This window comes from Kitasatospora sp. NPDC001159 (assembly GCF_053598235.1).
In genome coordinates, this window is record NZ_JBSFJV010000009.1 from 126,981 (window position 1) to 139,227 (window position 12,247).

General features: G+C 70.4%; 12 protein-coding genes. 9 read left to right on the top strand and 3 right to left on the bottom strand.

All coding sequences use genetic code 11. From position 1 onward, the window contains the following. Window positions 1–26: 26 nt before the first annotated feature. The 3 genes from gnd to dnaA all read right to left on the bottom strand — a co-directional run bounded on the left by gnd (window position 27) and on the right by dnaA (window position 5,055). Window positions 27–953, bottom strand: a complete 927-nt coding sequence (gene gnd / locus ACWC9T_RS07645) for a phosphogluconate dehydrogenase (NAD(+)-dependent, decarboxylating) (RefSeq protein WP_449820133.1) — start codon at window positions 951–953, stop codon at window positions 27–29. 198 nt (window positions 954–1,151) lie between these two features. Next, window positions 1,152–2,282 carry a DNA polymerase III subunit beta gene (gene dnaN, locus ACWC9T_RS07650; RefSeq protein WP_396247331.1) on the bottom strand — a complete coding sequence of 377 codons (1,131 nt, stop codon included), beginning with the start codon at window positions 2,280–2,282 and terminating at the stop codon, window positions 1,152–1,154. Window positions 2,283–3,240: 958 nt separating this feature from the next. Then, a complete protein-coding gene (gene dnaA, locus ACWC9T_RS07655) occupies window positions 3,241–5,055 on the bottom strand; it encodes a chromosomal replication initiator protein DnaA (protein ID WP_449820134.1) in 1,815 nt (604 codons plus the stop codon). Between the two features lie 354 nt (window positions 5,056–5,409). On the opposite strand from dnaA, the gene rpmH reads away from it, so the two are divergent. The 9 genes from rpmH to ACWC9T_RS07700 all read left to right on the top strand — a co-directional run bounded on the left by rpmH (window position 5,410) and on the right by ACWC9T_RS07700 (window position 12,129). Beyond that, complete coding sequence (rpmH, locus tag ACWC9T_RS07660; protein ID WP_030059672.1) at window positions 5,410–5,547, top strand: 50S ribosomal protein L34; 138 nt, start codon at window positions 5,410–5,412, stop codon at window positions 5,545–5,547. Between the two features lie 18 nt (window positions 5,548–5,565). Continuing rightward, window positions 5,566–5,994 carry a ribonuclease P protein component gene (rnpA, locus tag ACWC9T_RS07665; protein ID WP_449820135.1) on the top strand — a complete coding sequence of 143 codons (429 nt, stop codon included), beginning with the start codon at window positions 5,566–5,568 and terminating at the stop codon, window positions 5,992–5,994. Further along, window positions 5,991–6,305, top strand: a complete 315-nt coding sequence (yidD, locus tag ACWC9T_RS07670) for a membrane protein insertion efficiency factor YidD (protein ID WP_316522234.1) — start codon at window positions 5,991–5,993, stop codon at window positions 6,303–6,305. The genes rnpA and yidD overlap by 4 nt, the downstream gene beginning before the upstream one ends. 3 nt (window positions 6,306–6,308) lie before the next feature. Beyond that, a complete protein-coding gene (yidC, locus tag ACWC9T_RS07675) occupies window positions 6,309–7,451 on the top strand; it encodes a membrane protein insertase YidC (protein WP_449820136.1) in 1,143 nt (380 codons plus the stop codon). Window positions 7,452–7,533: 82 nt separating this feature from the next. Continuing rightward, entirely contained in the window at window positions 7,534–8,064 is a 531-nt protein-coding gene (locus ACWC9T_RS07680; RefSeq protein ID WP_355668919.1) for a Jag family protein, read from the top strand. A gap of 155 nt (window positions 8,065–8,219) precedes the next feature. Next, window positions 8,220–9,053: a 16S rRNA (guanine(527)-N(7))-methyltransferase RsmG gene (gene rsmG / locus ACWC9T_RS07685; protein WP_449820137.1), complete on the top strand. Its 834-nt coding sequence runs from the start codon at window positions 8,220–8,222 to the stop codon at window positions 9,051–9,053. 298 nt (window positions 9,054–9,351) lie between these two features. Continuing rightward, window positions 9,352–10,296, top strand: coding sequence for a ParA family protein (locus ACWC9T_RS07690; RefSeq protein ID WP_449820147.1), 945 nt, complete (start codon window positions 9,352–9,354; stop codon window positions 10,294–10,296). Next, window positions 10,293–11,390, top strand: coding sequence for a ParB/RepB/Spo0J family partition protein (locus tag ACWC9T_RS07695; RefSeq protein WP_449820138.1), 1,098 nt, complete (start codon window positions 10,293–10,295; stop codon window positions 11,388–11,390). The genes ACWC9T_RS07690 and ACWC9T_RS07695 overlap by 4 nt, the downstream gene beginning before the upstream one ends. A 121-nt stretch (window positions 11,391–11,511) precedes the next feature. Further along, window positions 11,512–12,129: a GNAT family N-acetyltransferase gene (locus ACWC9T_RS07700; protein ID WP_449820139.1), complete on the top strand. Its 618-nt coding sequence runs from the start codon at window positions 11,512–11,514 to the stop codon at window positions 12,127–12,129. Window positions 12,130–12,247 lie beyond the last annotated feature (118 nt).

Here is a 12,247-nt window from a genome sequence, read left to right on the forward strand (position 1 = left end):
CTGGGGAATTCCGCCCCGGAAGGGGACTACTTCGACTCGACCGCGTGACCGCCGAACTGGTTGCGCAGCGCGGCGATCATCTTCATCTGCGGCGAGTCGTCCTGGCGGGAGGCGAATCGGGCGAACAGCGAGGCGGTGATCGCCGGCAGCGGCACGGCGTGGTCGATCGCGGCCTCGACGGTCCAGCGGCCCTCGCCGGAGTCGGCGGCCCAACCGCGCAGCTTGTCCAGGTGCTCGTCCTCGTCCAGGGCGCGGACGGCCAGGTCCAGCAGCCAGGAGCGGATGACGGTGCCCTCCTGCCAGCTGCGGAAGACCTCGCGCACGTCGGTGACCTCGGGGGCGGCCTCCAGCAGCTCCCAGCCCTCGGCGAAGGCCTGCATCATCGCGTACTCGATGCCGTTGTGGACCATCTTGGCGAAGTGGCCGGCGCCCACCGCACCCGCGTGCACCGAGCCGAAGTCGCCCTCCGGCTTGAGCGCGTCGAAGACCGGCTGAACACGCGCGACGTGCTCGGCGTCGCCGCCGTACATCAGCGCGTAGCCGTTTTCCAGGCCCCAGACGCCGCCGGAGACGCCGCAGTCCACGAAGCCGATGCCCTTGGCGGCCAGCGCCTCGGCGTGCTTGATGTCGTCGGTCCAACGGGAGTTGCCGCCGTCGACCACCACGTCGCCGGGGGACAGCAGCTCGGCGAGCTCGTCGACGGTCGCCTGGGTCGCGGCGCCGGCCGGGACCATCACCCAGACCACGCGGGGGCCCTGGAGCTTCTTGACGAGCTCCTGCAGGCTCTCGACGTCGGAGATCTCCGGGTTGCGGTCGTAGCCGACGACGGTGTGGCCGGCGCGGCGGATCCGCTCGCGCATGTTGCCGCCCATCTTGCCGAGACCGATGAGGCCGAGCTCCATGACCAAATCCTTACTGTGGGGACGTGCCTGCCAGCGGCGCCGTTGCCGCACTCCCCGAGCCTACGCTTCCCACCGGGACGGGCTCTGCGCAGTCCGGCCGACCGGGGGAGACGTCCACAGGCTGTGCACAGCGGGTGTGCACAGCCTGTGGGTAACGGGCGGGCCGGGGTCAGCCGGAGAGGCGGACCGGCATGCTGCGTCCTGTGGGGAAGGACCCCCACACCCCCGGGATCACGCCGCTCCCGGGTTTCAGCCGGAGAGGCGGACCGGCATGATCAGGTACTGGTACGCCTTGTCCTCCTCGGCGTCCACCGAGACCTTGCCGCTGAGCAGGGCCGGCTTGGTCGGGGTGGTGAAGCTCAGCTGGGCGTAGGGGGAGTCGATGGCCTTGAGGCCCTCCTCCAGGTAGCCCGGGTTGAAGGCGATCGAGATGTCGTCGCCCTCCAGGTCCGCCTCGATCCGCTCGGTGGCCTGGGCGTCGTCGCCCGAGCCGGCCTCCAGGGTCAGCACGCCCTGCTCGAAGTTGAGCCGGACCGGGGTGTTGCGCTCGGCGACCAGCGAGACGCGCTTGAGCGCCTCCAGGAAGGGCTGGGTCTGGATCGCGGCGACCGCGCTGAACTCGGTCGGGAAGAGGCTGCGGAACTTGGGGAACTCGCCCTCCAGCAGCCGGGTGGTGGTGCGGCGGCCGGCGCCCTCGAAGCCGATCAGGCCCTCGCCCGCGCCGCCCGAGGAGAGCGCGATGGAGACGTTGTCGCCGCTGCCCAGGGACTTGGCGATGTCCTGCAGGGTCTTGGCGGGCACCAGGGCGACCGCGGAGATGTCCGACTGCTCGGGCTTCCACAGCAGCTCGCGGACGGCGAAGCGGTAGCGGTCGGTGGCGGCCAGCGTGATCCGGTCGCCCTCGATCTCGACCCGGACGCCGGTGAGCACCGGCAGGGTGTCGTCCCGGCCGGCGGCGACCGCGGCCTGGCTGACGGCGGAGGCGAAGACGTCACCGGAGACGGTGCCGGTGGCGGTCGGCATCTGCGGCAGGGCCGGGTACTCGTCCACGGGCAGGGTGGGGAGGGTGAAGCGGGAGCTGCCGCAGACCACGCTGACCCGCTGGCCGTCGGTGGAGATCTCCACGGGCCTGTTGGGAAGGTTGCGCGAGATGTCGTTGAGCAGTCGACCGGAGACCAGGACGGTGCCGGCCTCCTCGACGTCCGCCTCCAGCTCGACCCGGGCCGAGACCTCGTAGTCGAAGCCGGACAGCGCCAGGCTGCCCTCCTGCGCGGTCAGCAGCAGGCCGGCCAGCACCGGCACCGGCGGCCGTGCCGGGAGGCTGCGGGCAGCCCAGGCCACCGCCTCCGCGAGGACGTCACGCTCCACCCGGAACTTCACCGGTAACCGCCTCCTGGATCGAGCGCTCCCGCTCGCACTCTGGTTCGTCTGATCTTGATCGTCGGTTCCGCTGTCCGCCGAGCTCTGCCACTCCGCTTCCAGCTGCAAAGGACAGTCTGACGTACTCCGCCGACAGACGGGGCAGACGGGCGGAAGCAAACCCGAACAAGTGTCGGGGCCTGCGGCCGGTCGCGTTGTCCACAGATTTCGGGCCACCCACTTTGAAAGCAGGTTCACGGTCTATCTGTGTAGCGGTAGTAGTAGGGCCTGTGGAAACCGTGGATAACCCTGTTTCCGCAGGTCAACGCCCGATTTTTGTCCACAGTCGGTGTGGACGGCGGCTGTGGACGGGCAGGCCGCGCTGTGGACAGCCGAGCGTTACCCACAGGGTACGCAGGGTATCCACAGGTTATCCCCAGGACTGTCCCCAGATCGGGGCCCGGTTATCCACGGGCACCGGTCAACTTTTCGTGACGCCTTTCACACCAGGGCGTGAACGGCGGTTCACGGTTGTCGAACTGTGGACCCGGCTGTGGACAACCTGGGGATAACTCCCCTGGTCCTGGGGACAACCGGTGGATAACCCGGACGGCCCACTGGCGGCCCGTCAATTGTCCACAACCTGTGGACAACCGTTGTGCACAAGTCCACAGGCACCTGACCTGCGCGGAAGAGCGTAGCGGTGACGGCCCTGTGGACGAATTCTGGATAACCTCGGACTCCCCGGCCTGTGGACTGTGCGGAAGGGGCCGGTCCTGTGGACAACGGCCTTGTGCGCTCCCGGTTTTCGAATCACGGGTCAGTTGTTCGGCGCGGGCTGTGGACTGTCGGGACGTCCGTCGACCGGATCCCTGCCCAGCCGCGGCCCGGCAAACACCTGTGGATAGGCAAAAAGGGCGTCAGGAGCGATCCTGACGCCCTCTGCAGGCCTGCCCGGCCCCGCTCCGTGGACGGGGCGCTAGCTCTTGATGCGGTTGGTGAGTTCGGTGACCTGGTTGTAGATCGAGCGCCGCTCGGCCATCAGCGAGCGGATCTTGCGGTCGGCGTGCATCACCGTGGTGTGGTCGCGGCCGCCGAACTGTGCGCCGATCTTCGGCAGCGACAGGTCGGTGAGCTCCCGGCACAGGTACATGGCGATCTGCCGGGCGGTCACCAGCACCCGGCTGCGCGAGGACCCGCAGAGGTCGTCCACACCCAGGCCGAAGTACGCGGCGGTCTGCTGCATGATGACCTGCGCGGTGATCTCCGGGCCGGCGTCCTCGTCCCCGCCCGGGATCAGGTCCTTGAGGACGATCCCGGCCAACTCCAGGTCCACCGGTGCCCGGTTGAGGTTGGCGAAGGCGGTCACCCGGATCAGCGCGCCCTCCAACTCCCGGATGTTGCGGGTGATCCGGGACGCGATGAACTCCAACACGTCGGCGGGGGCGTTGAGTTGTTCCTGGATCGCCTTCTTGCGCAGGATCGCGATCCGGGTCTCCAGCTCCGGCGGGGTGACGTCGGTGATCAGACCCCACTCGAAGCGGTTGCGCAGCCGGTCCTCCAGCGTGGTCAGCAGCTTGGGCGGCCGGTCCGAGGAGAGGACGATCTGTTTGTTCGCGTTGTGCAGGGTGTTGAAGGTGTGGAAGAACTCCTCCTGCGTGGATTCCTTGCTCGCGAGGAACTGGACGTCGTCCACGAGCAGGATGTCCATGTCCCGGTAGCGGCGGCGGAAGGTGTCCGCCTTGCCGTCCCGGATCGAGTTGATGAACTCGTTGGTGAACTCCTCCGAGGACACGTAGCGCACCCGGGTGCCCGGGAAGAGGCTGCGCGAGTAGTGCCCGATGGCGTGCAGCAGGTGGGTCTTGCCCAGCCCGGACTCGCCGTAGATGAAGAGCGGGTTGTACGCCTTGGCCGGGGCCTCGGCGACCGCCACCGCCGCCGCGTGCGCGAAGCGGTTGCTGGCGCCGATGACGAAGGTGTCGAAGAGGTACTTGGGGTTCAGCCGGGCGGCCGGCTCGTCCTTGCGGGAGCCGCCGGCCGGGGGAGCGCCGGGCGGGGCGGGAACCCCGGGGACGGCGGGGCGGTCGGTGCCGCGTTCCGCGCCGGCCTTCTCGGCCGGGCGGCCGCCGGTGGGCCGGGCGCCGTGCGAACGGCGGCCGGTGCCGGTGCGGGGCTGCTCGCCCGGGCCGGGGCCGTAGGCGCCGCCGAACAGGTCGCCCTGGGTGGTCGAGGGCGGGCTGGGCAGGGGCCGCGGCGCCTGGCGGGGCGCGGGCTCATCCGGCTGGCGGTAGGGCTGCTGCGGTTCCTGGTAGCCGGACTCCTGGTAACCGGGCCAGGGCTGGGCCGGCTGGCCGCCGTACGGCGCCGGGCGCTGCTCGTAGCCGCCGGTGTCGTAGCGGGAACGCTCGTAGTCCTGCTCGTACGGCTGCTGGTAGCCCGGGCCGCCGTAGCCGTCGGAGTCCTCCTCGGTCGGGCCGGGGTACGGCTCGGCGGGGGCCTGGGCGGCGGGCGCGGGGGTGGTGGGCACGGCGTTGGCGTCGACCATCACGGCGATCCGGACCGGTCGGTTGAGCTCGCGGCTGAGGGCGTCGGTCAGCTGCGGAAGCAGTCGGCCCTCCAGCACCTGCTTCGCCCGCTCGTTCGGGGTCGCCAGCAGGGCGGTGTCGTGCATCATCCACATGGGCTGGGTGCGCTGCACCCACTGCTTGTCCATCTCCCCGATATCGGGGTCGCTGACCAGCCGCTCGACGACCCTCGCCCAGACCGGGACGAGGTCGCTGTTGACATCAGCCACTGGTGCACGCTTTCCAAGAACAAAACCAGACAAGTCCTGCAACGGTAGTCAGCGAACAGGGGCGGATCAAGTCGTTGTCCACAGGCTGTGGGTAAACGCGCCCTGGGCGGGCTGGTTTGACCCTCACACCCCGTCCCGCGTACCGTAACCAGGTCGAGTTGTCGATGGCCGCTGCCGCATGTCCGCGGGTCCACCCGCTCCATAAGGCGCGCAGCACGGGCGCCGTGGATTGCCTCAGACCCCAGCCGAACTGGGGCGATGGGCCGGATTTCCGAATCAGGGGAGATCACGCGGACGCACGGTGACGGCCAAGCGACTCCCCGTCATCCTACGATTCACCTCAGGAGCCCCCGAGTGAGCAAGCGCACCTTCCAGCCGAACAACCGTCGCCGCGCGAAGACCCACGGCTTCCGGCTGCGTATGCGTACCCGCGCCGGCCGCGCCATCCTGGCTGCCCGCCGTGGCAAGGGCCGCGCCAGCCTGTCCGCCTGATCCACGACAGAGTCTGTTGTGCTGCCCTCCGAGAATCGGCTGCGGCGGCGCCAGGACTTCGCGACCGCGGTGAAACGCGGTCGCCGGGCTGGCCGGCCCCTTCTGGTCGTCCATCTCAGCAGAGAGGTCGACCCCCGGGGGCAGACCGACCGGACCAGCGACTCCCGCCCGCACGTCGCCGAGGGGACTCCTTCGGCGCGTGCGGGTTTCGTCGTGAGCAAGGCCGTCGGCCCGGCGGTCGTTCGCAACCTGGTCAAGCGCCGGTTGCGCCATCTCATTCGTGATCGTCTGTCCAGGCTGCCCGCCGGTAGCCTGATAGTGGTGCGTGCGCTGCCCCAGGCCGCGACCGCCTCGTACCAGGATCTCGAACGTGATCTTGACGCGGCGCTGAAGCGGTTGCTGAGGGCCGAGCCCGCCGCCACGGCGCCGACGGGAGCAGGGCGATGAAGTACCTGCTGATGGGTCTGATCAGGGTCTACCAGTGGACGATCAGCCCACTGCTCGGTCCGGTCTGCCGTTACTACCCCTCCTGTTCGCACTACGGCTACGAGGCCGTGAAGGTGCACGGGGCGGTCAAGGGCGGCGGACTGACCGTGTGGCGCATCCTGCGCTGTAACCCCTGGTCGCCTGGCGGGGTGGACCATGTACCGCCGCGCAAGCACCCGGTGTGGCACCGGCGGCTGCGCGATCTGCTGAGCCCCAAGAGCGGGACCGCCGAGCCGGAGCCGGTGGCGAAGCCCGATGCCCAAGGAGTCTGACCGGTGACCTTCGGTTTTCTGAGTCCCCTCTACACGGCGGTGTCCTGGATCATCGTCCAGTTCCACTCGCTGTACAGCCACGTCTTCAATCCGGACGGTGGCTGGGCCTGGGGCCTGTCCATCGCCTCGATGGTCGTCGTCATCCGGATCTGCCTGATCCCGCTCTTCGTGAAGCAGATCAAGGCGACCCGGGCCATGCAGGCGATCCAGCCGAAGATGAAGGCCATCCAGGAGCGCTACAAGAACGACCGGCAGCGCCAGTCCGAAGAGATGATGAAGCTGTACAAGGAGGCGGGTACCAACCCGTTCTCCAGCTGCCTTCCCATCATCGTGCAGGCCCCGTTCTTCACCGCCCTCTACGGCGTGCTGGCCTCGGTCGCCAAGGGCAAGCCGATCGGGGTGATCCACGGCGACCTGCTGGTGAGCGCCGGCAAGGCGCACATCTTCGGTGCCCCGCTGTCCGCGACCTTCGTCAGCAGCAGTGAGACCAGCGTCAAGATCGTCACCGCGGTGATGATCATCCTGATGTCGCTGTCGCAGTTCATCACCCAGCGCCAGCTGATGACCAAGAACGTCGACCTCACGGTGAAGACGCCGTTCATGCAGCAGCAGAAGATGCTGATGTACGTCTTCCCGGTCATGTTCGCCGTGATGGGCATCAACTTCCCGGTCGGTGTCCTGGTCTACTGGCTGACCACCAACGTCTGGTCGATGGGCCAGCAGCTGATCGTCATCCACAACAACCCGACCCCGGGCAGCAAGGCCTTCCAGGAGCGCCAGGCGCGGCTGAAGAAGGCCGGCCGGCTGCGTGCGGACGGTACGGAGATCAAGGGTGCGCTCTGGGGCCTGCTGCCCCCGTCCAAGGAGGCCATCAGCCAGGCGGCCTCGGCGACCGCCGTGGTCGAGGAGTCGGTTCGGGCGAGCCGCCAGCAGCCCCGTCGGCAGACCAAGGCCCAGCGCCAGCACGGTGGTGCCGGCACGCAGGCGGCCGAGGACGCCCAGGATGCCCAGGCCGAGCAGCCGAGCGACGCCGCCCCGGCCGAGTCCGGCGCCAAGCCGGCGGCCGCCAAGCAGACCGCGGCCAAGCCCGCCGGCACCCGGCAGCAGCCCAAGCGTGGCGGTCAGCGGCCGAAGAAGAAGTCCTGACCGGCCCCTGGCCTGTTGCGGCAGCCCCCTAGAGCTTCGTTCCCGGCCCGCCAGACGGGCCCAACTCCGAAGGAGTCCATCAGTGACGGAAGGCACCACCTCCGCCGTCGAGGCCGAGGCCGCCGCCAGCGCCGACGAGAGCCTCATCTCCCGCCTGGAGCAGGAAGGCGACATCGCGGCGGACTACCTGGAGGGTCTGCTCGACATCGCGGACCTCGACGGTGACATCGACATGGACGTCGAGGGCGACCGCGCCCTGGTCTCCATCGTCAGCGACGGTAACGACCGCGCGCTGCAGCGCCTGGTCGGCCAGGACGGCGAGGTGCTGGAGGCCCTGCAGGAGCTGACCCGGTTGGCTGTCCACCGGGAGACCGGCGAGCGCAGCCGCCTCATGCTGGACATTGCCGGCTTCCGGGCCCGCAAGCGTGAGGAACTGGCCGCCCTCGGTGCCAAGGCCGCGGAGCAGGCCAAGAGCACCGGCGAGCAGGTCAAGCTGCAGCCGATGACGCCCTTCGAGCGCAAGGTGGTCCACGACGCGGTCGCGGCCGCCGGTCTGCGGAGCGAGTCCGAGGGCGAAGAGCCCCAGCGGTGTGTGGTCGTGCTGCCGGCCTGATGACGGTCGATGACCGGCCGCTCCGGCGGCCGGTGAGCTTCACCGGACGCGACCCCGTCCGCCTCGTGCGGGCGGGGTCGTCGTCCCTTCCGGGATGTTTCACGTGAAACAGTGCGTTGAGCGGGTCGGTGGATCCGGGGATCGGAGAGGTCGAGATGGACACGGAGAACACGGCCGCCGGCCGTCCGGGGGCGGACGTGGATCCGGACGTTGAGGGGCGGGCGGCCGAGGTACCCGAGCTGGACGTGCTGGCCGAGGCGCCGGCCGCCGCCCGGGAGGTCTTCGGCGACCGCTTCGACGCCGCCGTCCGCTACACCGAGCTGCTGGCCACGGCGGGTGTCAGGCGCGGGCTGATCGGGCCGCGCGAGGTGCCCCGGCTGTGGGACCGCCATGTGCTCAACTGCGCGGTGCTGGCCGAGCTGCTGCCGACCGGCTCCACCCTGTGCGACGTCGGCTCCGGTGCCGGCCTGCCCGGCATCCCGGTGGCGCTGGCCCGTCCGGACGTCTCGGTCACTCTGCTGGAGCCGCTGCTGCGTCGGACCACCTTCCTGGAGGAGGTCGTCCGGGAGCTGGGGCTGGAGAACGTCACGGTGCTGCGCGGTCGCGCCGAGGAGATGGTCGGCAAGCTCGCCGTGGACGTGGTGACCGCCCGCGCGGTGGCGCCGCTGGACCGGCTGGCCGGCTGGGGGATGCCGCTGCTGCGTCCGCACGGGCAGATGCTGGCCCTCAAGGGCGACAGCGCCGAGCAGGAGCTGGCCGACTCGCGCTCCGGGCTGGCCAAGCTGGGCGCGGTCGAGTGGAGCGTCATCTCGGTCGGCGAGGGCACCCTGGAGACCTCGACCCGGGTGGTCCAGGTCAAGGCGGGGGAGAGCCCCGGCGGTGTGAAGGCCGCGACGCGGCGGGCCAAGATGGCGCGGGCCGGCCGCAACGCCAACGCCAACGCCAAGGGCGGCGAGCGCGGCCGGGGCGGGCGGCGCCGCAGCCGCTGAGGCTGATGTCGCTGAGGCCGCTGAGGCCGAGTGACGCCGGAAACGGACGAGGGCGGGCGGACGGTCCCTCCTGAACGGGGGAGCCGTCCGCCCGTCGTCGTTCAGGTGACGCCCGGGCTGCCGTCGGGACATCGGAGTGTCGCAACGTCAGATTTCCGACATAGCGGGCATGGTGTTTCACGTGAAACGTCGCTCCTTGCTCTCGGGAATCCTTAGCCGCGGCCGGGCGGCGACTGTTGCCGCTCCGGTTTCACGTGAAACACTGACCTCCATGCAGGACTCGGAGACCATCGACCAGATCGATGACACGCCCATCGCACGGGCCGCCCAGGCTGCGGTTCGGGCGATCGGCCGAGCGGGGGAAGGGCTGCCCCGGCCCGCCAACACCCGGGTGATCGTGGTCGCCAACCAGAAGGGTGGGGTGGGCAAGACCACCACCACCGTGAACATGGCCGCCTCGCTCGCGATGCACGGACTGCGCGTCCTGGTGGTCGACCTCGACCCGCAGGGGAACGCCTCCACCGCGCTCGGCATCGACCACCACGCCGAGGTGCCCTCCATCTACGACGTTCTGGTCGAGGGCAAGCCCCTGGCCGACGTGGTCCAGCCGGTCGTGGACGTGGAGGGACTGTTCTGCGTCCCCGCGACGATCGACCTGGCCGGCGCCGAGATCGAGCTGGTCTCGCTGGTGGCCCGGGAGAGCCGGCTGCAGCGCGCGATCGCCGCCTACGAACAGCCACTGGACTACATCCTGATCGACTGTCCGCCCTCGCTGGGCCTGCTGACGGTCAACGCCCTGGTGGCCGGCCAGGAGGTGCTGATCCCGATCCAGTGCGAGTACTACGCGTTGGAGGGCCTCGGTCAGCTGCTGCGCAACGTCGAGCTGGTGCGCGCGCACCTCAACCCCGCGCTGCACGTCTCGACCATCCTGCTCACCATGTACGACGCCCGGACCCGGCTGGCCGCCCAGGTCGCCGAGGAGGTCCGGACCCACTTCCAGAACGAGGTGCTGAGCACGGCGATCCCGCGCTCGGTGCGCATCTCGGAGGCGCCCAGCTACGGGCAGACGGTGCTCACCTACGACCCGGGTTCGACCGGGGCGCTCTCGTACCTGGAGGCCGCCCGCGAGCTCGCGCTGCGTGCGGTGGGCCAGGGCGGTCCGCTGGTGGGCCAGCAGCGGGACGGCCAGCAGGGGCACGGCGCCCCGGTGGCACAGCACGGTACGACGGAGGGTAATCGGTGAGTGGTCGCAGGGGTCTGGGGAAGGGTCTCGGGGCACTGCTCCCGTCGGCTCCGCCGGCTGTAGGCGGGGCGACAGGACAGCCCGCAGCGGCCACGCCCGCACCGGCCTCGGTGGTGCTGGAGCCCTCCGGGGCCGGGACGGTCTCGCCGGCCGCGGTGCCGGTACTGCCGTCCGGCCGGGGAACGGTGGCGGCCCGGGCCGGCGCCGAGGGCCTGCGGGAGAAGGCCGACCGTGCGGCCGAGCTGGCCGAGGTCGCCGGGGCCCGGTTCGCCGAGCTGCCGCTGGACTCGATCGCCCCCAACCCGCGTCAGCCGCGCGAGGTCTTCGACGCGGACAAGCTGGCCGAGCTGGTCGCCTCCATCAAGGAGGTCGGGCTGCTCCAGCCGATCGTGGTGCGTCAGGTGGAGTCCGAGCGCTACGAGCTGATCATGGGCGAGCGCCGCTGGCGGGCCTCCCGGGAGGCCGGGCTGGAGCGGATTCCCGCGATCGTCCGGGCCACCGAGGACGACAAGCTGCTGCTGGACGCCCTGCTGGAGAACCTGCACCGGGCCGAGCTGAACCCGCTGGAGGAGGCGGCCGCCTACGACCAGCTGCTGCGGGACTTCTCCTGCACCCATGTCGAGCTGGCGGACCGGATCGGGCGCTCGCGCCCGCACGTCTCCAACACCCTGCGGCTGCTGAAGCTCCCGCCGTCCGTCCAGCGCCGGGTCGCCGCCGGGGTGCTGACCGCCGGCCACGCCAAGGCGCTGGTGGGCATCCCGGCCGCGGACCGGCAGGAGGAGCTGGCCAAGCGGATCATCGCGGAGGGTCTCACGGTGCGGACCACCGAGGAGATCGCCGAGCTGATGAAGACCGAGCAGAAGCCCAAGCGCCAGACGCCCAAGGCGGGCAAGCTGATCTCCCCGGCCTTCAACGACCTGGCGACCCGGCTCTCGGACCGGTTCGACACCAGGGTCAAGGTCGAGGTGTCGCAGCGCGGCGGCAAGCTGGGCAAGGGCAAGGTGGTCCTGGAGTTCGGCTCGGTGGAGGACCTCAACCGGATCCTGGACAGCATGGCTCCGGGTGAGGACGGTCTGCGGCTGTCGCAGGGCTGAGCCGGCCGAGGGCAACGACCCGATGGGTGCATGTTCCACGTGAGCGCTGTTTCACGTGAAACATGCACCCATCGGCGTTCGCGGGGGAATGCTCGACCGTGAAAGGGAGGAGGTGCGGGCCATGGGACGGCGGATAGCTCCGCTGACGCTGGACAACCTGGTGGATCTGCCGACCGGCTGCCGCTCCTGCGTGTTCTGGGAGCTGGACCCGGTCAGCGGGAAGGAGGCGGTGGAGTCCGGGAAGCCGGAGCTGGAGAAAGAGGGGTGGATCTCCGGGGTGCTGCTGGAATGGGGCTCCTGCGGTCGGATCGTCTACGTGGACGACCAGCCCGCCGGTTTCGTGCTCTACGCACCGCCCGCCTACGTCCCCCGCTCGCAGTCCTTCCCGACCAGCCCGGTCTCGCCGGACGCCGTTCAGCTGATGGTCAGCCGAGTGCTGCCGGGCTACCAGCGGCAGGGGCTCGGCCGGGTGCTGGTGCAGACGGTGGCCAAGGACCTGCTCGGGCGCGGGGTGCGGGCGATCGAGGCCTTCGGCTCGGCGGGCCGGGTGCCGACCAGTTGCGTGCTGCCGGCCGACCACCTGCTCGCGGTCGGCTTCAAGACCGTACGGCCGCACCACCGCTACCCGCGGCTGCGGCTGGAGGCGCGGACCACGTTGTCCTGGCGGGGCGATGTAGAGGTTGCGCTGGAGCGGCTGCTCGGCGGCGGGCGCAAGGAGCCGGCGCTGCGGCCGTTCTGAGCGGCTGATCCGAGGACCGTGGCAGAACGACGGCGGCGCGCGGAGGCCGAGAAGAGGGTGGGGAGCAGGGCCGCGGCGGTTGCCGCGGCGGCGATCGGGCGCCGGCGCCGGCGGCGGC

Coding starts and splice junctions, on each gene's coding strand:
- yidD (WP_316522234.1), top strand. CDS start 5,991: ATGAAGTACCTGCTGATGGGTCTGATCAGGGTCTACCAGTGGACGATC.
- rsmG (WP_449820137.1), top strand. CDS start 8,220: ATGGACACGGAGAACACGGCCGCCGGCCGTCCGGGGGCGGACGTGGAT.
- ACWC9T_RS07700 (WP_449820139.1), top strand. CDS start 11,512: ATGGGACGGCGGATAGCTCCGCTGACGCTGGACAACCTGGTGGATCTG.